The organism is Vibrio sp. Y42_MX_L11 (assembly GCF_024181785.1).
GTDB classification, from domain to species: domain Bacteria; phylum Pseudomonadota; class Gammaproteobacteria; order Enterobacterales; family Vibrionaceae; genus Vibrio; species Vibrio diabolicus.
In genome coordinates this window covers 1-23387 of the sequence record NZ_JAMZAP010000037.1, presented here as the reverse complement: position 1 = coordinate 23387, position 23387 = coordinate 1, and the positions used below count along the sequence as shown (strand labels likewise).

Sequence of the window (23387 nt, the reverse complement as noted above, 5' to 3'; positions counted from 1 at the left end):
GTTAAATAACAGTAATAGATCAAAACTGGGGATCGCGGTCAAGAGGTCTGTCGCACTAACATTTGTAAACGATCACTGGATCACATTGTTTTAATTCTGAAATTGGCTGCGGAATGACGGGTTTATCGAACAAACTGAAATTTCCAAAATCTTAAAATTGTATGTTTTATAGCCTAAAACGCCAAGCCAACGTGTTCAAGGAGCGAGATATAATCATAAAGAATGCTATTTTTGCAACAAGTATAAGTCTAAAAAACAACTGACCCGATGACTTAAACCATGTAATTAATGTTTGTAAAAAACAACAAAACTTTCACAACAGGAAAGAGCAAATCTTTATTTTTAATAATTTAGTAAGGTCTAATTAAATGTAACCGATTACTTTTCATCTGGTTATTTTTTTGGCACGAGTATCAAGTTTTCCTGTTTTCCCTCCACTGAAAATAAATAGTTCTTTTCTTTTTCCGCTACAAGTTCCCCATTCGAGTATAGCTTTCCAATTATCTTCATGTTTCCGTCACCAGCTTGAATCGGTGCAATTAAAAATGAATACTGTACGGGTAATTGAACGCCTTGGTAGTGCTGCAATGCAGATCTAAGACACTGATTTTCAATAACTTTACATATTTCCACATCAAGAGACGTAATCGAAGGTGGAAAGTATCCATCGACAGAAACCCAACCATAGAGTGCCGCCTGACTCTTTGTGTCAAAGCTACCTTCCCTTACAATCGGCACAGACTGACTACACCCACTTAGTAGGAATAGTCCGACAAAACCAGCCCACATAGAATTGTTCATTATGACACCATAAACTTATTTTATAGACTTAGTTCATTTTAATTTCACACAATTCTTTATGTAAAAATATAAAAGATCAACTTATATTTATACTACAAGCGGACAATAAATCGCATTCTTCAACAACACATATTTAACATTAGATTTAATTTAACTCATCGTGACTGCACCTTAATACACTTTCAATTAGGCGGGTATATTAGAGAACAAAGATATTAAAATATCTAAGAAGCACCACAATATGCATCAGAGCACATTTGTTATCGCTGTTCTATTTAGCTCACCGAAATTAAAAACCAAAATATAATAACAACCGACCAATATTGATAAACACGAAGAGATACATCTAATATTTTCCTTGATAAAATTTCAAAAGGGACTATTCCTATGTCAGCACGCCAAACTATCGATGAGATTTTGCTAAAGTTTGCTCATCAAATAGGCTTGCCTGCACTGCATCTAACGGAAAATGAAGTAAGCTTAGCGTTTGATGATAATCTAAGAGTGCATATCATCTTTCATCCTGAATCGACAACCCTCCAGCTCGAAGCTGAGATTGTTGGTCTTCAAATCGTTAATTCCGATCTCTATCGTTCTTTCCTAGCCTTTAATTATCACTGGCCTGAGCATCAATTATTCTTTAGTTTAGATAATCATCGACATGTACTCTGTTTAAACCGACTCATTAACATTAAGCGACTGGATTATGAGTATTTTGAAACTGCTTTGGCGGAATTGTTGACGCAAAGTGAGTCGTGGGAGTCGTTATTGTCTGCTCATGTCGCCACTGCTGAGGTAGCTCCGATGCCACAAACTTTAGACTTAAGAGTTTAGGTGTCTCTATGTCCAACGACATCCAATCTAAATACACTAACTTACCGGTTCATGAAGTAAAGCAAGCACAGCAAAGTGATGCTCTGCCACAAGGAACGTTTCATGGCCGCAAAGTGACCCTACTCTCTTCATCAGAAAGCAGTTTGGCTCGAATGAGCTCTAAAAGAGAACTTAGCGAATGTTTAAACCAGTTTGCGAGTCTTGAGTCTTGTAATCGCGTCTTGGATTTTGATCAGCAGTTTAGTCTTGAAAAGCAAAACACCGCGGTCGAAAAACTACTTGAACGAAAAGTGGCCGTAATTCAACGTTCCTGAGCACGCAATATAGATGGGTTCAAAATATAAATTTCACGTATATACACCCTCCCACCCGCAAGCCCATGCAATAAAAACACCGAAGGCTCGGGGTTTTGGTTAGTACTGCTTTTTCTTTGTTAACTACTTCATTTAGAAGAAGCCTAGTGGATCAACACTGTAGCTAATCAATAGGTTTTTCGTATTTTGGTAGTGATCCAGCATCATCTTATGTGTTTCACGTCCAATACCTGACTTTTTATAACCACCGAACGTAGCGTGTGCAGGGTAAGCGTGGTAACAGTTAATCCAGATTCGACCAGCTTCGATATTACGGCCCATGCGATATGCGACGTTCGCATCACGCGTCCAAACGCCTGCGCCTAAGCCATATTCGGTGTCGTTCGCGATTTCTAATGCTTCCGCTTCATCTTTAAACTTAGTGATAGCAATCACTGGGCCAAAGATCTCTTCTTGGAAAATACGCATCTTATTGTGGCCTTCCAACATCGTTGGCTGAATGTAGTAACCCTGATTGATTGACTCTGGCTGTTCAGATACGCCACCACCAAAGACCACTTTTGCGCCTTCTTCACGGCCGATTTCGAGGTAACTTAAAATCTTATCAAACTGTTCTTGAGAAGCCTGAGCACCAACTTGAGTATCGGTATCGAGCGGGTTACCTTGCTTGATTAACTGCGCACGTTCCGTCAATTTCTCTACAAACTTATCGTAAATCGCTTCATGAACTAATACGCGAGATGGACAGGTACAAACTTCGCCTTGGTTGAAGAAGCCAAGTAGCGTACCTTCGATACACTTGTCGAGGTACTCATCTTCGTAATCGAAAACATCTGAGAAGTAGATGTTTGGAGATTTACCACCCAACTCAACAGTCGAAGGGATCAAGTTGTCCGCCGCACATTTTAGAATGTGATTGCCAACTTGTGTTGAGCCCGTAAATGCGAGTTTCGCAATGCGGTTGCTGGTTGCTAACGCTTGGCCTGCTTCTGAACCAAAACCATTAACAACGTTGATGACGCCCGGTGGCAGTAGATCACCGATCTTTTCCATAAGAACCAGAATCGACGTTGGCGTTTGTTCTGCTGGCTTCAATACCACGCAACAACCTGCCGCAAGTGCCGGTGCCAGTTTCCAAGCCGCCATCAACATAGGGAAATTCCAAGGGATGATTTGACCAACTACGCCAATCGGCTCTGGGAAGTGATAGCTTGCGGTGTGCTCATCCAGCTCCGCCGCACTGCCTTCTTGTGCGCGAATACAGCCAGCAAAGTAACGGAAATGATCTACCACTAAAGGTAAATCTGCCGCCAAGGTTTCGCGAACTGGTTTGCCGTTTTCCCAGGTTTCCGCAACTGCCAACTCTTCTAAATGCTGCTCAATACGATCCGCAATTTTCAGCAAGATGTTCGAGCGTTCAGTCACACTGGTTTTTGCCCATTTAGTTCTGATGTTGTGTGCCGCATCCAATGCTAAGTTGATATCCGCCTCGCCAGAACGAGCAACTTTACAATACGCTTGTCCGTTGATTGGTGAGATATTGTCAAAATACTCACCACCCGTTGGTTTTACCCATTCCCCACCGATAAAGTTATCGTAATGCGATTTAAAGTTAACAATGGCATTTTCACTACCTGGCTGTGCATAGATCATAACTCTTCCTTTTGTTTCTCGTTCAATATGTTATTGCAGTGTCGTATCGCACTGTTCACAAAGAGCATTACGCAAGTCACACGCCAACTACACCACACTTGTTGTTAATTAAATGTAAAACTATGATTACCAAGCGATAACAAACCAAGTGAGCGATGTTTGAGCGGATGTATGGTGTGAACACCAATGTTCAAGTGTTCCAAAATGGCACACCCTCACTGTGACAAAATGGTACAGTCATGGAACTTCAACACATTAGCGATAACAATTGGCTTTCAACTTCATGGATCCGAAGTGAACAGGCGGGTTTAAAACAGCGTCGACGCCCTGAAGATATTCGAGTGACACCAGCGACACTTCAAGATAGGCGTCACCAACTCAACTTCTTATTGGAAACCGTCACCCAGTTTGCTCTCCCGCTGTTTAATCAGCTTTTTGCTCATAGTGACAGCCGCTTAATTCTGACGGATGCCGACGGCGTCATCATCGGCAGTTGGGGACAACCTAAGTTCCGCGAGAAGTTGACCGAAATTGCGCTAAGCTCTGGTGCGTGCTGGCAAGAAAAGGTCAAAGGCACTAACGCGATTGGGACTGCGATAGTTGAAGCAAAACCGGTCTCAGTCATTGGCGATCAGCACTTTATCCAACACCATCGTTTTATTAGCTGCTCAGCCAATCCTATTTTCGATCATCTTGGTCATTTGATTGGCGTGCTAGATATCACCAGCGAACAAAAGAAACATGACTTCTCAACTCAGGTGCTGGTGCAAAACATGGTGCAGCAGGTTGAAAATCAATTACTTAACTTGATTCCACAAGGGCATATTCGTGTGGATTTGGCGTGTGAGAAAGGCTTACTGAACAGTGGGTGGCAAGGGATTATCATCGCCAATGAAGATGGACAGATTCTTGCGCACAACCAAGTTGCTTCTCAGCTCCTTGCTCAACAAAACGTCATCGGGCAATCGCTCGACGACATTCTTTCTATCCAAAGTGCCAACCATCCTTTCGTGTTCAAAACAAAGCCGTTGACCGACAAAAAAGTGAAGTCTCGTTCCGTTACCGCTTCCAATGATCTGCATTACGGCGATTCTACTGTCGAACATTGCTGGCAACAAGCCAATCGCGTTATCGATAAAGACATCAGCTTACTGATTCTCGGAGAAACTGGGGTTGGTAAAAATGAGTTTGTGAAAGCACTACATAAAAACAGCCAGAGAAAAACGGGGCCGTTGGTTTCCGTTAACTGCGGCGCACTACCAAAAGATTTGGTTGAGTCCGAGTTGTTTGGCTACGTGGCTGGTGCATTTACTGGCGCAAACAGCAAAGGCTATCAGGGAAAAATTCGCCAAGCACACAAAGGGATTTTGTTTCTGGATGAAATCGCAGATTTACCCTTGGAAGCTCAAAGCCGCTTGCTGCATGTATTGCAAGATAAAACCGTGCTTCCCGTTGGTTCAAACCAAAGTGTTCAAGTCGATACGCAAATCATCGCGGCCACGCATAAAGATCTCGAGAACTTGGTTAGCGAAGGATTGTTCCGTCAAGATTTATACTATCGCCTCAATGGTTTGATCATCGAATTGCCTCGTTTTGAAGAACGAGATGATAAGCAACAACTGATCGCAAATATCCATCGACGTCATGCTGAATCTGAACAACAACTTTGCCCTCACCTACTTTCTCTGCTGCTTTCTTACTCTTGGCCAGGAAACTTGCGTGAACTCGATAGTTTAATCAAAGTATCCGCATTAATGGCGCAAGGTGAAGAAACGTTGGAGCTCGCTCACGTACCGACTCACTTGAGTAAGAAACTCAGCCAGGCTCAAGACGTAACAACCGCTGCCGAACCCACGTTAGAACTGCGTGCAACCGTCGAAGACAAACTGCTCAAAACATATCAAGCCAATCAGGGGAACATCAGCAAAACATCTCGTATGCTTGGCGTCAGTCGAAATACAATTTATAGAAAGCTGAAAAGCCTCGGCATATTGGGTTAATCCATAACCTCAGATACAAAAAGAGCACTTTTGCGGTGCTCTTTCTATTTGAAACCTAGCTTACAGGCCACCTTGTTGTTGCGCCTGTTTTACTAATGCCTGACGTTGAGTTTCCTTCTCAGAGATCACTTGGTTGTCCTTGTGTATTTCCTGATCCAATTCTGCCGGAATGAAAACAAAGTACTTGTTAAGAGTCATCTTAGAACCTCAATTTGTTGTGTTAATCACCTTCTTGGTCAACGTAAACAACACCAGAAAAACACGTTTTACTGGATCCTTGTTGCTGGTTTCAAAAAATAGAGGATGTTCATTTATTAAACATCCTCCATGTGGGCGCTAATTATAGGCGTAGTTCAAAGGCTTACCTAGCACTCTTTTTCGCCTTTCTTGCAACCTTAGTTTCATTCTCAAACCTGATGCAATCACACATATTCAATAAAGTACTGTTAAACAAAGAAAAGTGATTTTCATCGTGACTGATAATGAGGATGATCTTCCCGGAATTATTGACTTGAAATTACGCCTAGTAAACTCGAAGGCTGCAATAATAGCGTTAAAAGGCCTTAATCCACACAGCAAAAACTTTGAAGTGATAGACAAATGCATTCATATATTTGTAAAGCCGTTTATGGATTTGTCTACCAGTTCAATATTTCACCTTTTTTGAGAAATCTTTAGCCGCTTTTTTGTGTGAAACGCCCAAAAAGAACAGACAATCAAAGTGTGGTATATGACCACACTTGTCTATCCCCACTCCGCTTTGGGAGGCGTTTATGAAAAGTAGCAAGCTTGGCCATGTGATGTCTTTCAGCAGAATGTTTTCCTTCATTGCGTTTTTGACGGCTACATTCGCATGGATTCTCAGCATGTATGCCCTATTTACTGTTTCTGTAGTAGCTCTTGTGGTCAGCGCAATTCTCTACCTCAAAGACAGGTTTTATCAAAACAAGAAAACGACCACAGAAAAGAGCGCCTAGGCGCTCTTTGAGTTTCATAAAGCCAGACACAAAAAAGGATGCTTAGGCATCCTTTTATACTTAGTCGATTTACTTAAAACGATTACACGTCGTAAGTTGTAGACGCTGTGTCGCCGCCTGTACCAGTCCAGTTCGTGTGGAAGAATTCACCACGCTCACGGTCGATACGCTCGTAAGTGTGAGCACCGAAGTAGTCACGTTGAGCTTGCAGTAGGTTCGCAGGTAGACGAGCTGTTGTGTAACCGTCTAGGAACGTTAGTGCAGAAGTCGTACATGGCATTGGGATACCTGCTTCTAGAGACTTAGCTGCCACTTTACGCCATGCTACTAGGCTGTTTTGTAGGATACCTTTGAAGTAATCATCAGAGCCTAGGAATGCTAGATCTGGGTTTGCTTCGTATGCATCACGGATGTTGCCTAGGAACGCGCTACGGATGATACAACCACCACGCCACATTAATGCAACGTTACCGTAGTTTAGATCCCAGCCATTCTCGTTCGACGCTTCGCGCATTAGCATAAAGCCTTGAGCGTAAGAGATGATCTTAGACGCTAGAAGCGCTTGACGTAGTGCGTCAACCCACTCTTGCTTGTCACCTTCTACTGGCGTGATTGTCTTGCCGAACAGTTTCTCAGCTTCAACACGTTGATCTTTTAGTGCAGATAGACAGCGAGAGAATACGGACTCAGAGATTAGCGTTAGAGGAATACCTAGGTCTAGAGCGTTGATACCCGTCCATTTACCTGTACCTTTTTGGCCAGCAGTGTCTAGGATTTTCTCAACTAGAGGCTCACCGTCTTCGTCTTTGTAGCCAAGGATGTCAGCCGTAATTTCAACAAGGTAGCTGTTTAGCTCAGTGTTGTTCCACTCAGCGAATACTGCTTGCATCTCGTCTGCAGACATACCAAGACCGTCTTTCATGAACTGGTAAGCTTCTGTGATCAGCTGCATGTCGCCGTATTCGATGCCGTTGTGAACCATTTTAACGAAGTGACCTGCACCGTCGTTACCAACCCAGTCACAACAAGGCTCGCCTGCATCAGTTTTTGCAGAAATACCTTGGAAGATAGGCTTAACCGCTTCCCAAGCTTCTGGAGCGCCGCCAGGCATGATAGATGGGCCAAAACGTGCACCTTCTTCACCACCAGATACGCCAGTACCGATGAAGTGGATGCCTTTTTCGCGTAGTGCAGCAACACGACGGTTTGTATCTGGGTAGTTTGTGTTACCACCGTCGATGATGATGTCGCCCTTATCTAGTAGAGGGACTAGCGCGTCGATGAATTTGTCTACCACATCACCTGCGCGAACCATTAGCATCACTTTACGTGGCGTTTCTAGCTTCTCTACTAGTTCTTCTAGAGAGTATGCACCGATGATGTTCGTGCCTTTCGCTGGACCTTCCAGGAACTCGTCTACTTTAGCAGCAGTACGGTTGTGAGCGACCACTTTGAAGCCGTGATCGTTCATGTTTAGGATAAGGTTTTGACCCATTACCGCTAGGCCAATTACACCGATATCACCTTTCATTGTTTCTCTCCGATTTTGTTTCATTGACGAGCAGCGTTTTAAGCAATTTTTGCTGCTGCGTCCAAATCTAAATACCATTCCGTCAGGCCAGATTTCGCTTGAATCTTAGCCGCTGGGTATGGCAGTGCGTGTGCAGGTGAACTGTTGATCTCTTCAACGATGTCCGCTTTTCCTGCACCAAGCACTAAGTAACTGATGCGTTTTGCTGCTTCTAATACGCGTGCTGTTTTTGACACACGAAGCTGGCCCGACTCAGGATGAGACGCCACAAGAGATAGGTTCGCATCATCATAATTCGTTTGGCCAGGGAACAGAGAAGCTGTGTGACCATCTGCACCAACACCTAATAAGATCCAGTCAAACACAGGGGTTCCGTTTTCAGTCGGAATCACCTCTGACATCTCTTTCGCAAAGCGTTCCGCTTCCACTTTAGGGTCATCTTCACCGCGTATACGGTGGATGTTTTCTGTTGGAATGTTTACTTGGCTAAACAGTAGCGCGTTCGCTTCTCCGTAGTTGCTTTCCGCATCGTCAGGTGCGACACAACGTTCGTCACCCCACCAGAAGTGGAGATTTTGCCACTGAATAGAGGTTGCGTAAGCCTCTGAAGCCAACAGTTTGAACAGCATTTTAGGAGTGCTGCCGCCAGAAAGAGAGATGTGAACAGGTCGGCCCATTTCGCTGAACGCTTTCATGTCGTTAGCTAGGCTTTCAACTACCTGCTCTGCTGTTTGGTAGATCTTATGGTTGATCATAGTTCACAGTAATCCGTATCTGTTAAGTTTTTACATGGGAAGCGCCAAGCGCGACCATCACGCTGTAGCAGGTCGTCTGACTCTTTAGGACCCCATGTGCCGCATGCGTACCCGAAGAGGGATTGTGGATCTTGTTTAAAATCTAAAATTGGCTGTACGTACTGCCAACACGCTTCCACCGCATCACTACGTGCAAATAGCGTAGCATCACCATTCAAAGCATCAAGTAGAAGACGCTCATACGCAGTTAGCATTTGCGTTTCTTGTAGATCAGCGTAATGGAAGTTCATTTTCACTTCTTTCGCTTCAAAACCTGCGCCTGGCTCTTTCAAGCCAAAGCTCATTTGAATGCCTTCGTCTGGCTGAATGCGAATGATCAGCTTGTTTTCTGGTGCGTTTTGACCAAACACTGGGTGCGGTGTTTGTTTAAAGTGGATAACCACTTCAGTCACGCGTGTTGGAAGACGCTTACCAGTACGCACGTAGAATGGCACGCCATTCCAACGCCAGTTGTTAATGTATGCTTTCAAACCGATGTACGTTTCGGTACGAGAATCATCTGCAACCCCCGGCTCTTCACGGTAGCCACGTAGACTTTGTCCACGAACTTCAGAAGCGGTGTATTGACCTAATACTAGATCGTTACGCAGAGCGTTTTCGTCCAAAGGTTTTAAACACTGGAGTACTTTAACGACTTCATCACGCATCGAATCTGCATTGATCTGTGCAGGTGGCTCCATACCCACCATCGCCAATACTTGTAGCAGGTGGTTTTGGAACATATCGCGCACGGCACCCGAGTTGTCGTAGTAACCACCACGCTCCTCTACGCCGAGGAATTCTGCGCCCGTGATTTCAACATAATCAATGAAGTTACGGTTCCAAAGCGGCTCAAACATCGCGTTTGAAAAACGAAGTACAAGAAGGTTTTGTACCGTCTCTTTACCTAAGTAATGGTCAATTCGGTAAATTTGATGCTCTTGGAAGTGCTCGTGAATTTCTTTATCCAGAATACGCGCTGATTCAAGGTCATAACCGAATGGTTTCTCAATAATCAGGCGTTTCCAACCATCTTCTTCTTTGTTTAGGCCGTGTGCTGCAAGACTTGCAGGAATCACACTGTATAAACTTGGTGGGGTTGCTAAGTAGAAAAGCGTATTGCGCTGATCGAAACGATATTCGTCAGCAAGTTGGTCTAAACGAGAAGATAGCTTACTGTAATCTTGTGTGTCAGAAGTATTGATAGCTTGGTAGTGCAGATGGTTAATAAATGCATCAAGCGTTTCTGGCTCAGTCTTTTCCATTTCCTGAAGCGATTTTTTCAGCTTCGCGCGGTAAGACTCATCACTGTATTCAGTGCGACTTACACCCAGAATGGCAAAATTTTCTGGAAGCTGCTTGTTCGCATAGAGGTGGTATAAAGCAGGAATGAGCTTACGGTATGTAAGGTCACCTGAAGCACCAAAAATAACGATGCTGCTGTTTTCTGGTATTACCATCATCTTTCCCTTAAAAACGAGGTACTTATTGTGTGCCCGGATACGGCTAAAGGATGAGCCAACCCTATCAATGGCACCTCAAAATAGAAAATTGGTCTTACCTATTACGTTGATAGGTAAAGTCTATAGGCCCAAAGAACCTCAAGAAGTAGCACTCCCAAATCTATTGGAAACACGACGTATTAAGGTCATTTAGGTCACTTATGTCTCAAAAGTACACACTGTACTCGCTGGAGGAGAGTCCGACACGGTGCAGTATTGTCTACGACTATTTGATTTACATCAACACTTGCCAGTGCAAACGTTTAAATAAGTTGCACAAAACATCATAAACATTTGTATTTTATGGATAAAAAAAGTTGCACTAACGTAAGACAAAAATTAAGCAAAAACTCTAATATGGACAATCCTTACCCACCCTTGCAATCCATTACAACTTTATTGTGATCTATGTAGCCTGAATTTTATCCTCTCACTCTATTGATAATGATACTCAATTAAAGATAATGAGGATACTATTAATGCGAAAGTAGAATGTCATGAAACCAGGCACAAAGAATCTGCACCCGATAAACCGAATACACTCTATGCTTGATTACATTCACAACAATCTAGATATCGCACTTAGTGTGGATGAAATCTCGAAAGCAAGCTGCTGGTCACGTTGGCAACTGCAACGCGTTTTCCAGCAACACACTGGCGTATCCGTCGCTCACTATATTAGAGAGCTTAAACTAAGCCTTGCAGCTGAACGCTTAATCCATACATCAGATCGCTCGTTAGATATTGCGATAGAAATGGGGTTTGCTTCTGAACATGCATTCAGTCGAGCGTTCAAAAATATGTTTTCAAAGAGTCCTCGGGATTATCGTAAAGCTCAGCAACTAACGGGCTTGAGGCTACCTTTAACATTGCGCGAGACACCAGAAGACGAAAATAGACATAAGTGCTTTATCGAAGTTCGAATAGAAACAAAACCTGCTTTTGTGCTTGCTGGTTATCATGAACCTATTTATGGATTGTTTTCCGCAACGCCCAACTTCCAATCCAAAGTACCCTTTCTGTGGTCACAGCTCTACTCATCTGAAAACCATACTCACCTGGAAAGAAACTATCTTGGTGTGATTGACGTAACAAAAGCGTATTCAAGCAACCAGCAACTCGAGTATTGGGCAGGTTATGAGTACAACTCAGCGTCAAGAACTTCAATATCCAAAGGCTCTACGCAAGAACCAGATCTTCTAGTTGTTCCTAAGCAAACCTACGCAGTGATTACGCACATAGGTAAAGCATCAAATCTAGCGGCGACGCTTGAGTGGTTCATTTTGCACTGGCTCCCCTATTCCAATTATCACGGTATTGATGGCTACGAGTTAGAAGTTTATCCAGAAGACTATGATGTTGAGAGCGAGAATGCCCAAATGCATTACTGGATACCTGTCAAACCGAACGAAGCCACGCCTATTAGATAGAAGCCTAAGCACTTAGGTTCTGGCTTTGCACCAAATTGTTAACTTTTCCTATTTCTTTCGCTATAGAATGCAAACAACAATCATTATCAACAAATAAAAGTAGTGGAATTAATAAATATGGAAAGTCCGAATCGATTTCATCGTTCTGCGGTTGCAGTCGTGGTATCCGCGCTTATTGCTGGTCACGCCAGTGCCACTGAGAGCACTTCTCAGCACGAAACTATCACAGTACTTGGCGAAACATACCGAAACACCGCAACTAAAACCGTTTTAGAACCGGAAGAAACGCCGCAAGCGATCACGGTAATCACTAAAGATGACATGGACCTGCGCGGCGTAAACTCGGTGAGCGAAGCATTGCGTTACGCGCCTAGCGTAAATACAGAGCTGCGTGGCGGTGCCGTTTCCCGACTTGACCTATTCAATATTCGTGGTTTTATTAACTACACCAACTTTTATGATGGTCTTCCTTTGCTGTACAACGGCTGGAACCTTCAACCTCAGGTCGATTCCGTTGCCCTTGAACAAATCGAGGTTTTTAAAGGGCCAACGTCTGTTCTTTACGGCAATATTCCACCAGGAGGCATGGTCAATGTTATCGCCAAGGCGCCTCAGTCAACACCTTCGCACTCTGTCTCGATTAGTACTGGGACTAACAGTCTAAAAGAACTGACGTTCGACACCACAGGACAAATTGGTGATTCTAATGTTGATTACCGTATTATCGGCCTAGCAAAGCAGCGAGATGGTCAAGCCGATACGTCTGAAGACGAACGTTATGTCCTCGCTCCATCTTTCAATTGGCGAGCGACAGAAAGCACCTTAGTCAACGTGAATGTTTACTATCAAAATGATCCATCAGCAGGTATCTACACGACTGTGCCAGCGTCTGGCTCAGTGATTAAAAACCCACTTGGCTCGATGTCACCAAGCACTTATTTGGGGGATGAGGACTGGAACACTTACGAACGCGAAGTTCTGATGATGGGTTACAAAGTCCAACACGACTTTAACAACAATTGGCAATTTCTACAGAATGCCCGCTACATGACCGCCGATGCCTATCAGGAAAACACATATAACGGTGCACTTGAAGCGGATAACCGTACCGTTGGTCGAAATGCCTATTTAACCGATGAAAAGTCCAAATCCTTTGTGATTGACAACCAACTATCTGGCTACGTTAAAACAGGAAATTTTGAACATAACTTATTGTTCGGGCTTGATTATCAGTATCTAGATTCAGATGTAAAATACAAAGACACGCTTGGGTATTCGCTAACTCAGGACATTTTTAATCCTGACCACAACAGCATTGATCGTAATGCACTGAATTTCCAATACAAACAAAACTTAGATATCAAAACGAAGCAGATTGGCGTTTATTTCCAAGATCAAGTTCGTTACGACCAACTTGTAATGATTGCAGGTCTTCGTTGGGATAAATACGATTCAAATACAGACGCCGTTAGCGATTATCTAGGAGCAGTATCCAACAGCAAGGAAGAGTTAGACGATACCAACGTATCTTTCCGAGTCGGTGGTTTGTATGAGCTAGACTTTGGTCTCTCGCCATATCTTACTTACTCGGAAAGTTTTGAGCCAATTGCGGGTGCAGATGCCACAGGCAAAGCGTTTGAACCATCAACCGGGCATCAGTGGGAACTCGGTTTTAAATACGCGCCATTGTCTGGTGACATTTCAGGTAATTTAGCGTTCTTCCATATTACGAAGAAAAACGCGATCTTGACCGACCCGAATAATCCTTATGCACCGAACTATCAAGCGGGCGAAGCGGTATCACAGGGTGTTGAACTAGAGGCAAAGTGGCAAGCCACAACACAAGCTGATTTCACTCTAGGCTACACGTATATCGATATGGAGATTACCGAAGACAGTTATTACAACCAAGAAGGTAAAACACCGGTTTGGGTGCCTGAGCAAACGGCCTCTTTATGGGCCAACTACTTCTTTGAAGGAAATCTTTCAGGCCTTCGTACCAGTGCTGGCGTTCGCTATGTCGGAGAAGCACAAATTGATGCTCAAAACAGCGAAAAAGTGCCTGACTACACCTTGTTTGATTTGGCAGCAAGTTACGATTTCTCAACAGTATCTGAATCAATGAAAGGGGCTAGCGTCACGCTTTCTGCAAGCAATCTATTCGATAAAGAATACTATTCTTGTTACGACAAAAATAACTGTTGGTTTGGCGCTGAGCGCTCTATCGAAGCGAAGTTAGAATACAACTTCTAACCTCTTAGAGCGGAACAGCAGTAATTTGTAAAGCGATGGTTTCTACAATAAGCCATCGCTTTTTATTTTGCATAGAGCATCAATATAAACGCTACCGTGTCACTTTTTTATAGCACCTTTCTGGCCTACCAACAGAGCCATAGTTTAAATCAGCCTCTAGTTCACCAGTGCTGATCAGATACTCCAAATAGCGCCTTGCCGTTGTTCGGCTCGCACCAATCTTTTCGCCTGCCTCATCAGCGGTCAGCACACTACCATTTGGGAACAACTCTCTGATCTTATCTAAGGTTACACCATCAATCCCTTTCGGTAATCGGTTCGGCAAGTTGTCTTGATTGGCGTGAGACTGCAGCATTTTATCAACGAGGTTCTGATCCAAACTCTCTACGATGTCTAGTTGTTGGCGTTGGGACACATACTTTTTCAGTGCGGCATCTAAGCGTGGAAACATCACTGGTTTTAGCAGGTAATCAACGACGCCACCTCTCATTGCCTGTTGTAGCGTATCGACATCCCTTGCCGCGGTAATCAAAATGACATCACACGTTTGGTTGTTCGCACGTAATGTATTGAGTATCTCAAGCCCTGTTCCATCAGGAAGGTATACATCCATCAACAAGAGGTCTGGCTTAAGAATATCGAGTTGCATTTCCGCTTCTATTCTCGTGGTCGCAATGCCGACCACTTCCAAACCTGCCAATTGGCTCAAGTATTTGTGGTGCAGCTCAGCAATAGCCAGATCATCTTCAATGATCATTACGCGAGTCGCCATACTCATAATTGTTCTTCCTTGGGTAAATACACCGTTATTCTTGTTCCATAATTTGTGTTGGGCATCATCTCAACATGGCCGTGATATCGAGTAGCCAACTGGTTGACAAGATGCAATCCTACCCCCCGATTTTGACGAGATTTCGTCGACACCCCTTTTTTAAATAGCGCCTGCGGCTCTATATCGCTTGGTAAACCACAGCCTTGATCTATCACCTCGAGTATCACTTCATTTCCGTAATCGCTCACTGACACATCAATATTTCTGCGCTCCGATGCGACATTCGATTCATCACGAATCGAGGTTAACGTTGCATCAAAAGCGTTATCAATTAAGTTGCCCAGAATGGTGACAAGGTCTTCCGAATTTAGCCACTCAGGCAGAGGCTCCAAACGGCTGCCTTCTTCAACCACCAGCTGTAAGCCTAACTCGCGAGCACGTTCAGTTTTTCCAAGCAACATACCTGCAATTAACGGGTCTTTAACGGTGTCTCTTAAAAATTCGATCATCGCTTGATAGTGTGCGGTTTCTTGCCCAATTAACTTTTGTACGGCATCCAGCTCACCCATCTGAACTAACCCGCTAATGGTGTTTAGCTTATTTCGATGCTCATGGGTTTGCGAACGTAATAAATCTGCATATTCTTTGGTTTGTGATAACTGCTCGGTTAGGTCGTTGATTTCATCCCTTAAACGGAAACTCGATACTGCCCCCACTATTTTTCCATCCACATAAATTGGCGAACGGTTTGCGATCAGACGTTTATGATTAAGGAATATCTCAATATCATGATCTTCCTGTCCGGTTTCTAGCACCGTATATAAGTCACTATCGCGTAACGTCTCAGTCAACGGTTTATTAAGAGCTGCCTCTCTATCAATACCGAGAATCTGACAGGCGCTACGATTGATCGAACGAAGTATCCCTTGGGCATCAATACTTAACACGCCTTCTTTAATGGTACTCATCGTCACTTCTAATTCGCCGTACAACCGCCCTATCTCTTCAGGCTCGAACCCCAAAATGGCGCGCTGAAACTTTCTCGACGCATAATTGGATACAATGGCATTAGCGACGACAACTACGATGACCATTAAAATCAAAAAGGCCAAAAATGGTTCGATGCGGTCTTGCAGCCGGTCGAGCAAATAGCCAACCGAAACCACACCAATGATGTTCCCTTGCTCGTCAAAAATCGCAGCTTTACCACGAACTGAATAACCTAACGAGCCCTGTGCCGTCGAAATATAAGACAATCCCTGCTCTAGCGCTCGACGATTGTCACCACCTCTCATTGGTTTACCCAACCGCTCATCAACGGGGTGAATTAAGCGCACTCCCTCATGGTCGCCAATAACGATGAATGCAGCACCGATGGCTTCGGTTAATTCTCGGAAACGAAGTTGGTATGGCTGAGGATTTTGGGTTGCGACCATTTCACGAACAACGGCGGAGTCTGCTAAAAAACGGGCAACACCCAGTGCTTTTTCTCCCATTTCTTGCTCTTGATTGATTTTGAGATAAGTGAATCCTGCAGCGACAAGCAATAGAAGCTCTATCAACCCCGACAGCGTCATAATAATGAGCATTCGCTTACGAAAGCTGATCGTTTTCCAACTCATTGATACATCCTTATGATTCACTCCCAAGCGATTACGTTAACACTCAGTTAACAGCATGGCTTTGTTGCGGTGATAAATCTGTGAGGAAGGCAAGCAAACCGCAGAGTTTACGGTTAATTAATCGACGAGCTGAAACATAAAATTACAACCATTCACCAAATTCAGCATTCCTCTCTGATACTCAATTCCATACATAAATTGCCCTTTAAAACATGATCTTGATCACATCGATTTTAGCGGTTTTTGAGGCGTTTTTAGACTTTCCAACGTATAATTTTTAATCAACGAGACCATTGAGAGTTTCGGTTATAAAGCAGTGAAGCTGGAAGTCTATTAAAAGCTCAACATTGATGTCAGTGATTTGGACACAAATAAAACAAAATACAAATACTGACTATATGACAAACACTTAGACACCATCTGAAAACTGGAAAACTATAAACAGAGGTGCATTTATAGTTAGAAGGAACACCAAACATGGAACGCGATACCTTTGGAATATGCCTGAATAAGGCCATGCTGTCAGAGAATATGTATTCAACATTTACACACGTCAGGGCTTATGAAAAAAACGGAGGCGGTACTTCTGATCTCAAGGTCCTGTTATCGTTCCCTCAAATGAGTGGAAAAGACCTATTGAATACGATGCGAGGTTCTCGTCAGCTTGAGTGGAGAGCAGAGTTTCACTGTCCATATACGAAGTAAACTTGTAACATCTCCCGCGCCCAGCACAAACATAACTGGGCGCATACTACTATCCAATTTCCCCTCCTACTTAACACCAAGTTACGAATCCTTTATATTAGAGCTTATACTCTACGACAAAGCAGCCATTATGAAAAAAACAGGAAAGTTTTGGATACTGGGCTTACTTAGCAGCTCGATTTCCCTTGCCTGTCATGCGGCACCGATCACTTTTGATACCGCATGGCAGCTATTGCTAGAAAACAACTATTCTCTTAAAGCTCAACGCTCAAACGTCGAGAATTACCAATACCAAGAGAGTGCCACCAGCAATCTCAACTTACCTCAGGTTACCATTGGCGCGAATTACACGCGTTTAGATACCGATATCACGCTGTCGGGAAAACAGATCCTAGACAGCACAGGAGCACACATTAACGTACCTCCTGCTTTTCAACCTATTTTTGGTGCCTTAGCTCATACCACTTCGACCATAACCGAGCGCGATATTTTCTCTTCGTCTATTCGTGCCATTTGGCCAATTTTTACTGGTGGTCGTATTTCTGCTGCTCAATCAGCAGCAGAAGGCAAAACAGATGAGGCGAAAAGCAAGCTTCTAATGGAACAACAAGCGCGTTTTGAAGATTTGTCGAAGTACTACTTTTCTGTCGTGCTGGCAAAGGAAGTACTCGCAACGCGGCAAGCGGTTGAAGCCGGGCTAAAAAAGCATAGAGATTTTGCCATTAAGCTTGAAGAGCAAGGACAAATCGCACACGTTGAGCGCCTGCAAGCCGAGGCTTCTCTAGATAAAGCATCAGTAGAAACACGTAAAGCCGCCAGCGATTTGAGTATCGCTCAAGCAGCATTAGGTAAATTACTTGCACAAGATGACGCCGTAGAACCCGCTGAATCTTTGTTTATCAACGACAGTCTTCCCCCTCTAACCGCTTTTGTCGATCAAACGTTGCTTACCTATCCGGGGTTAGACCTTCTGAGCGCTAAACACAAACAAGCCTCTAGCTTAATCAAAGCAGAAAAAGGGAAATACTATCCTGAAGTTTACCTTTACGGCGACTACAGCTTGTATGAAGACGACTCTCTCGCAAGCCAAATGAAGCCTGACTGGTTAGTTGGTGTCGGTGTGAGCATTCCACTGATTGAATCAACAGGGCGAAGCGAAAAAGTCAAAGCAGCTCAAAGTGTCGTCTCACAGGTCGACTCATTAAAATCCCAAGCCAAACAAGATTTATCGCTGCTAGTACAAAAGACATACTTGGAGGCTCAGCAAGCCATTGATGAAGTACAAGGGCTCGAATCTAGCATTGAACTTGCTAACGAAAACCTGCGCTTGCGTGAAAAAGCATTTACTCAGGGTCTATCTTCTTCTCTGGATGTTGTGGATGCGCAGCTTTATGTCGCTAGTATAGAAACACAACGTTCAGCGGCGCGTTTCCGCTATTTAATATCTTTAACCAAGCTACTCGCATTGAGCAGTGAAATGAACAGCTTCGAACAATATCAAAATACCGCTTATATCCCTGCTTCAACATCCAAAGAGGTGAAATAAATCATGGCAGCTAAATCACTAAAACCCGTTTTACTCTCACTTTGTGCTTTGGGTGTTGTCTCTTGGGTTGGCTACCAATTTTACCAAGCCTATCAACCAGAACCGATCCGCTTACAAGGATTGATTGAAGCCCAGCAGTACAGCATTTCCTCAAAAGTTCCAGGCCGTATTGACGAGGTCATGGTACGTAAAGGCGACGATGTAGAGAAAGGCCAGCTTATTTTTACCCTTCATAGTCCTGAAATTGAAGCGAAGTTAGAACAAGCAAAAGCAGGTGAAAAAGCGGCGGACGCCTTAGCTCAAGAAGCAGAGAAAGGCGCACGTGAGCAACAAATCCAAGCAGCAAAAGATCAGTGGATGAAAGCTAAAGCCGCCGCGAATTTAATGGAAAAAACCTACAATCGCGTGAATAACCTCTATAACGATGGCGTGGTTGCAGAACAAAAGCGCGATGAAGCTTTAACGCAATGGCAAGCAGCGAAATACACAGAAAGTGCCGCGTTTCAAATGTATGAAATGGCAAAAGAAGGCGCGAGAAGTGAAACCAAAGTAGCTGCGGCGGAAAAAGCGCGCATGGCATCGGGTGCCGTAGCCGAGGTAGAAGCGTATGCGAAAGATACTCAGATCTACAGCTGGTTTGACGGCGAAGTCTCTCAAGTTCTACTTCAAAGTGGTGAATTAGCACCTCAGGGCTTCCCGGTTGTTACTGTGATAGATACAGAAGATGCCTGGGCGACACTGAATGTGCGTGAAGATTACCTTCAACACTTTAAAAAAGGAGCAACCTTTGATGCCTATTTGCCTGCCTTAAACAAAAATGTTGAGTTCAAAGTAACGCATGTTGCCGTTATGGGTGACTTTGCAACGTGGAGAGCAACCGATGCTTCTCAAGGTTTTGATCTTCGTACCTTTGAAGTAGAAGCTCGTCCAGCTCAACCCGAACCTGAACTGCGTATGGGAATGAGTGTTGTCGTTGAACTTTAATCACAACCACTAGGTTAATGCTATGACGATTAAGATTTCACAGCGGCATATCTTACGACGAGACAAGTGGTTACTTTCGTGCCTTACTTGGATACCGATTTTGCTCGCGATGATGATTTGGGGAGTGTTCTCTGCGGGCATTGCCCGGGATCTGCCAATCGGTGTGGTTGATCTACAACATTCCCAACTTTCTCGAAAGCTCATTCAATCTTTGGATGCGTCGTCGAGTCTGGCTGTTAATTATCACTACACCAGTGCAAGCGAAGCAAAAAATGCGATGATTGAAGGCGATATCTACGCTTACGCGATCATCCCATCTAAGTTCGACCAAGATATTCTCCAACACCGCCAACCTCAACTTTCTGTCTTTTACAACAGTCAGTACATTTTGGTAGCGAAATTGATCAACTCTGCCGTTGCGCAAGCACAAGGCTATTTCGACGCTCAGGTTGAAGTAATGAGCAACTTGGCTAAGGGTAACACCACAACGTTAGCAGCGGCTGGTCAGGCTGTACCCGTGTCGACACAAATAACCGCATTATTTAACCGTAACAATAACTACGCACAATTTTTGGTAACGGCTATCGTGCCAGCCATTTGGCAAATATGTATTGTAGTAAGCACTATCTTGATTCTTACCTCGCACTTTCGCATTTATGGTGGAAAGAATGGCTTTGCGTTTTTGGGCGAAAAGCCATACGCCAAGCTCACTTCCCTATTAAGTCAGTACATTCCGGTCTTTATGGCGCAAGGTGCGTTGTTCTTGTATTGGTTTTATTCCGTGCTTGATTGGCCAATGGAAGGCAGTTTTGTGGTTATGCTACTAGCACAATTGGCGACGGTTATCGCCTGTATCATTATGGGATCGTTGTTCTTCTTCTTGTCGATGGATCCTGCACGTGCGATGAGTTTTGCTGGCGCGTTTACGGCTCCAAGCTTCGCGTTCATGGGAATTACATTCCCAGTTTCTGACATGAACACGCTCGCTTATGCATGGCGTTCATTATTGCCGATTACCCATTACATTGAAGTACAAGTGAGTCAAGCAAGCTATGGAACATCGGCCGCACAATCTTTAAGCTCGCTATGGCCTATGATTGGCTACGTTGTGCCCCTGCTCATTACCGCAGCCTTGATGGGTAAACATCGAACAGCTTCATCAACACGCCAAGCGAAGGAGGCGGTATGACATTGTGGCAACTGATTAAAGCGGAACTTAAGGCCGTTCTAACCAATCCAGTCGTTACGTTGACCGTGTTTGGTGGTGTCGTATTTTACTCGTTTTTATACCCTTTGCCTTATGCACAACAAACGCCTCGTGAACAACCAATCGCGATTGTTAATCTAGATGGTAGTCAGACGAGTTTAAAGCTGGAACGTATGGTTGATGCCACCCCACAAGTCAACGTAGTCACTCGACTTCATACGATTGCCGATGCAAAACAAGCATTTTTACAACGAGAGATCACCGGTTTTTTAGTCATACCAGAACACTTTTACAAAGACCTAATGCTAGGTAAAAGCCCGACTCTGGCCTACGCTGCGGACGCCTCGTATTTTCTCGTGTACGGAACCGTGGTAGAAGGATTGGCCCAAGCTGGAGGCACATTAGGGGCCCAAGTGAAAGTCAGTAAAATGGTGATAGATGGTGTACCCATGAGTATGGCTAGCCATAATTACTCTGCTATTAAGCTTAATATGAAACCGACGTTCAACCCAACCATGGGTTACATCGAATACGTAGTGCCGGCAGTATTTGTTCTGATTTTACAACAAACGTTGATCATGGCGGTTGGATTACAAACGGGAACACAGCGTCATGGTCGTGGCTACTGGTCTCAAGTATCAACGGGATCGCTGCTGCTTGTGAGAACGTTAGTATTTGTGGCAATTTATTATTTACTCGGCGCCTATTATTTTGGTTTTAGCTTCGAACGTTTAAGCGTAAACCATATTGCCAACGCGGGCGAACTACTGGCCATGTTGTTCCCGTTCTTTTTAGGTTGCTGCGGACTAGGCTTCTGGTTGGGTTACTTTTTACCTCGGCGTGAACTGGTCACCTTAGTCGTCCTCGTGAGCTCTATGCCTCTCATTTTCTTGGCGGGTTTTATTTGGCCGATTGAAGCCATTCCTGCTCCTCTACTATGGATTGCAGATTTAAGTCCAAGTACATGGGCGATCAAAGCTTTCTTAGCGCTAAACCAAATGGGGGCAACCTGGCAACAAGTCGCTCCACATTGGACGGCACTTTGGGCACTCACCGTGCTTTGGGGTAGCGTTGCGTACTGGATTGCTAAGCGCAATAACAAGCCAGTTGTAACAGAAAGTCTAAGTTGATTTCTCTCTACAGCTCAAAGAGATAATCACAAATCAAAAACCTGATGGACGATCTGAGGGGCGAAGTATCGCCCCTTTTTTATTGGCGACGTTAGCCAACGTGATTGGAAAGTGCGTTTAGCATGCTTCAGCCTCTCTAAATGGCACCTTCGGAACGATCCCATGACCTTATCGACAAATAGTTGATTTTTTGGAAGCATTGTTTATGTCACATGTTGTAACATTGCTTACCTAACGTATTGTAACAAGAGAGAATTGGATGTCTAAAGCGGAATCATCTTCCAGAAAGTTAAGCTTTATTATTATTGGCCTCGTTTTTGTGGTTTGGCTATATAGCTTGTGGGCTGATCGAGTAACACCAATCACTGGCACCGCTCGGATTCATTCTTATCTTGTCCGTATTACTCCAGAGGTTTCGGGGAACCTAACTGAAATCCATGTTCGTAATAATCAAGTCGTTAATGCTGGTGATGTGCTTTTCGAAATTGATCCAAGAGATTATCAAATTAATCTGCGTTCAGCCGAAGCAAACTTAGCCATTGCTGGCCAAAACATTGGAGCCAACACAGCGGCTGTTGAAGTGGCACAAGCTAAGGTCATTGAATCACTCGCAGCTCGTGACAACGCAAGAGAACAAGCAGCTCGCGTAACCGAGCTCGCCGCAAAAGGGGTATTGAGTAAATCTGAGCTAGACAACGCCATCGAAGCTAAAGCACGAGCTCAAGCCACATTAGAGGCAGCAGAAGCGTCCTTAGCTCAAGCCAAGCATAATCTTGGTCCCGAAGGGCAAGATAATCCCCAGATTCTCGCAGCTATAGCAAATCTAGAAAAAGCGCAACTCAACTTACAGCGAACGAAAGTGATTGCTCCATCAAAGGGGATCGTTTCTAACTTACAACTCACTGTTGGGCAAAAAGCGACGACTGGCTCACCTCTTGTCACTTTCATTGATCCGAGAGGCGTGTGGGTATCAGCGCTTGTTCGCGAAAACTCACTCGAGCATGTTCGTGCGGGACAAAAAACAAAGATTGTGTTGGATGCTTTACCTGGCAGAGTGTTTGAAGGGCGAGTAGAAAGCATTGGTTGGGGTACTGGTGGCAGTAACGACGTCGATCCGACAACTGGCTTTTTGGTTGCAGACAATAATTCCTTAAACGCACAGCGCTATCCTGTAAATATTGTTTTTGAAGGCGGAGATATTCCCGAAAACGTACTATAAGGACTTCCTCCCGATGTCAATGGGTGCTCTGAACGCAATCACAATGAAGATTAAGATGCAGTACTATAAGCGGTCATACTGGAATATTCTGTTCCGGACCAAAATGAAAGACG

At 44.1% G+C, this 23387-nt stretch carries 20 protein-coding genes; 12 read left to right on the top strand and 8 right to left on the bottom strand.

The window, feature by feature from the left end; genetic code table 11:
* Positions 1–393 precede the first annotated feature (393 nt).
* On the bottom strand, positions 394–801 hold the full coding sequence (locus tag NL643_RS22415; protein ID WP_253645220.1) for a YscW family type III secretion system pilotin: 408 nt from the start codon (positions 799–801) through the stop codon (positions 394–396).
* Between the two features lie 387 nt (positions 802–1188).
* Between NL643_RS22415 and exsC the strand changes: the two genes are divergently transcribed.
* Together exsC and exsE2 are read left to right on the top strand one after the other, a co-directional pair.
* Positions 1189–1635, top strand: coding sequence for a type III secretion system regulatory chaperone ExsC (gene exsC, locus NL643_RS22410; RefSeq protein ID WP_005397386.1), 447 nt, complete (start codon positions 1189–1191; stop codon positions 1633–1635).
* Positions 1636–1643: 8 nt separating this feature from the next.
* Positions 1644–1949, top strand: a complete 306-nt coding sequence (gene exsE2, locus NL643_RS22405; protein WP_074191265.1) for a T3SS regulon translocated regulator ExsE2 — start codon at positions 1644–1646, stop codon at positions 1947–1949.
* Between the two features lie 132 nt (positions 1950–2081).
* Here the strand turns inward: exsE2 and NL643_RS22400 are convergent, their stop codons facing one another.
* The gene (locus NL643_RS22400) at positions 2082–3602 is read right to left on the bottom strand and encodes an aldehyde dehydrogenase family protein (protein WP_253645219.1); all 1521 of its coding nucleotides are present in this window, start codon (positions 3600–3602) and stop codon (positions 2082–2084) included.
* 239 nt (positions 3603–3841) lie between these two features.
* On the opposite strand from NL643_RS22400, the gene NL643_RS22395 reads away from it, so the two are divergent.
* The gene (locus NL643_RS22395) at positions 3842–5602 is read left to right on the top strand and encodes a sigma-54-dependent Fis family transcriptional regulator (RefSeq protein ID WP_253645218.1); all 1761 of its coding nucleotides are present in this window, start codon (positions 3842–3844) and stop codon (positions 5600–5602) included.
* 60 nt (positions 5603–5662) lie between these two features.
* Here NL643_RS22395 and NL643_RS22390 read toward each other — a convergent pair whose 3' ends face one another.
* Positions 5663–5800 carry a hypothetical protein gene (locus NL643_RS22390; RefSeq protein WP_005464410.1) on the bottom strand — a complete coding sequence of 46 codons (138 nt, stop codon included), beginning with the start codon at positions 5798–5800 and terminating at the stop codon, positions 5663–5665.
* Between the two features lie 575 nt (positions 5801–6375).
* Between NL643_RS22390 and NL643_RS22385 the strand changes: the two genes are divergently transcribed.
* Positions 6376–6579 carry a hypothetical protein gene (locus tag NL643_RS22385; RefSeq protein WP_005397371.1) on the top strand — a complete coding sequence of 68 codons (204 nt, stop codon included), beginning with the start codon at positions 6376–6378 and terminating at the stop codon, positions 6577–6579.
* A gap of 82 nt (positions 6580–6661) precedes the next feature.
* On the opposite strand, the gene gnd is transcribed toward NL643_RS22385, so the two are convergent.
* Genes gnd through zwf form a run of 3 tightly spaced genes read right to left on the bottom strand, consistent with a single transcriptional unit; the run spans position 6662 to position 10364 of the window.
* On the bottom strand, positions 6662–8110 hold the full coding sequence (gene gnd, locus NL643_RS22380; protein ID WP_253645217.1) for a decarboxylating NADP(+)-dependent phosphogluconate dehydrogenase: 1449 nt from the start codon (positions 8108–8110) through the stop codon (positions 6662–6664).
* A gap of 38 nt (positions 8111–8148) precedes the next feature.
* Positions 8149–8865: a 6-phosphogluconolactonase gene (pgl, locus tag NL643_RS22375; protein ID WP_005397368.1), complete on the bottom strand. Its 717-nt coding sequence runs from the start codon at positions 8863–8865 to the stop codon at positions 8149–8151.
* Positions 8862–10364: a glucose-6-phosphate dehydrogenase gene (gene zwf / locus NL643_RS22370; RefSeq protein ID WP_005397367.1), complete on the bottom strand. Its 1503-nt coding sequence runs from the start codon at positions 10362–10364 to the stop codon at positions 8862–8864. Before zwf ends, pgl begins: the two co-directional genes overlap by 4 nt.
* A 539-nt stretch (positions 10365–10903) precedes the next feature.
* On the opposite strand from zwf, the gene NL643_RS22365 reads away from it, so the two are divergent.
* Positions 10904–11836, top strand: coding sequence for a helix-turn-helix domain-containing protein (locus tag NL643_RS22365; RefSeq protein ID WP_253645216.1), 933 nt, complete (start codon positions 10904–10906; stop codon positions 11834–11836).
* A gap of 117 nt (positions 11837–11953) precedes the next feature.
* Positions 11954–14089, top strand: a complete 2136-nt coding sequence (locus tag NL643_RS22360; RefSeq protein WP_253645215.1) for a TonB-dependent siderophore receptor — start codon at positions 11954–11956, stop codon at positions 14087–14089.
* A 91-nt stretch (positions 14090–14180) separates the two neighbouring features.
* Here NL643_RS22360 and NL643_RS22355 read toward each other — a convergent pair whose 3' ends face one another.
* Positions 14181–14867: a response regulator gene (locus NL643_RS22355; RefSeq protein ID WP_053807992.1), complete on the bottom strand. Its 687-nt coding sequence runs from the start codon at positions 14865–14867 to the stop codon at positions 14181–14183.
* On the bottom strand, positions 14864–16483 hold the full coding sequence (locus NL643_RS22350) for a sensor histidine kinase (RefSeq protein WP_253645214.1): 1620 nt from the start codon (positions 16481–16483) through the stop codon (positions 14864–14866). Before NL643_RS22350 ends, NL643_RS22355 begins: the two co-directional genes overlap by 4 nt.
* A gap of 477 nt (positions 16484–16960) precedes the next feature.
* On the opposite strand from NL643_RS22350, the gene NL643_RS22345 reads away from it, so the two are divergent.
* The 6 genes from NL643_RS22345 (at position 16961) to NL643_RS22320 (ending at position 23274) form a co-directional block, all read left to right on the top strand.
* Positions 16961–17188, top strand: a complete 228-nt coding sequence (locus NL643_RS22345; RefSeq protein WP_005377125.1) for a hypothetical protein — start codon at positions 16961–16963, stop codon at positions 17186–17188.
* A gap of 130 nt (positions 17189–17318) precedes the next feature.
* Positions 17319–18734 (top strand): TolC family protein, encoded by a 1416-nt coding sequence (locus NL643_RS22340; RefSeq protein ID WP_253645213.1) that lies wholly within the window; start codon positions 17319–17321, stop codon positions 18732–18734.
* A 3-nt stretch (positions 18735–18737) separates the two neighbouring features.
* Complete coding sequence (locus NL643_RS22335) at positions 18738–19718, top strand: HlyD family secretion protein (protein WP_054867010.1); 981 nt, start codon at positions 18738–18740, stop codon at positions 19716–19718.
* Positions 19719–19740: 22 nt separating this feature from the next.
* Positions 19741–20907: an ABC transporter permease gene (locus tag NL643_RS22330; protein ID WP_253645212.1), complete on the top strand. Its 1167-nt coding sequence runs from the start codon at positions 19741–19743 to the stop codon at positions 20905–20907.
* Positions 20904–22055 (top strand): ABC transporter permease, encoded by a 1152-nt coding sequence (locus tag NL643_RS22325; protein ID WP_253645211.1) that lies wholly within the window; start codon positions 20904–20906, stop codon positions 22053–22055. The genes NL643_RS22330 and NL643_RS22325 overlap by 4 nt, the downstream gene beginning before the upstream one ends.
* 259 nt (positions 22056–22314) lie before the next feature.
* Entirely contained in the window at positions 22315–23274 is a 960-nt protein-coding gene (locus NL643_RS22320) for an HlyD family secretion protein (protein WP_253645210.1), read from the top strand.
* Positions 23275–23387 lie beyond the last annotated feature (113 nt).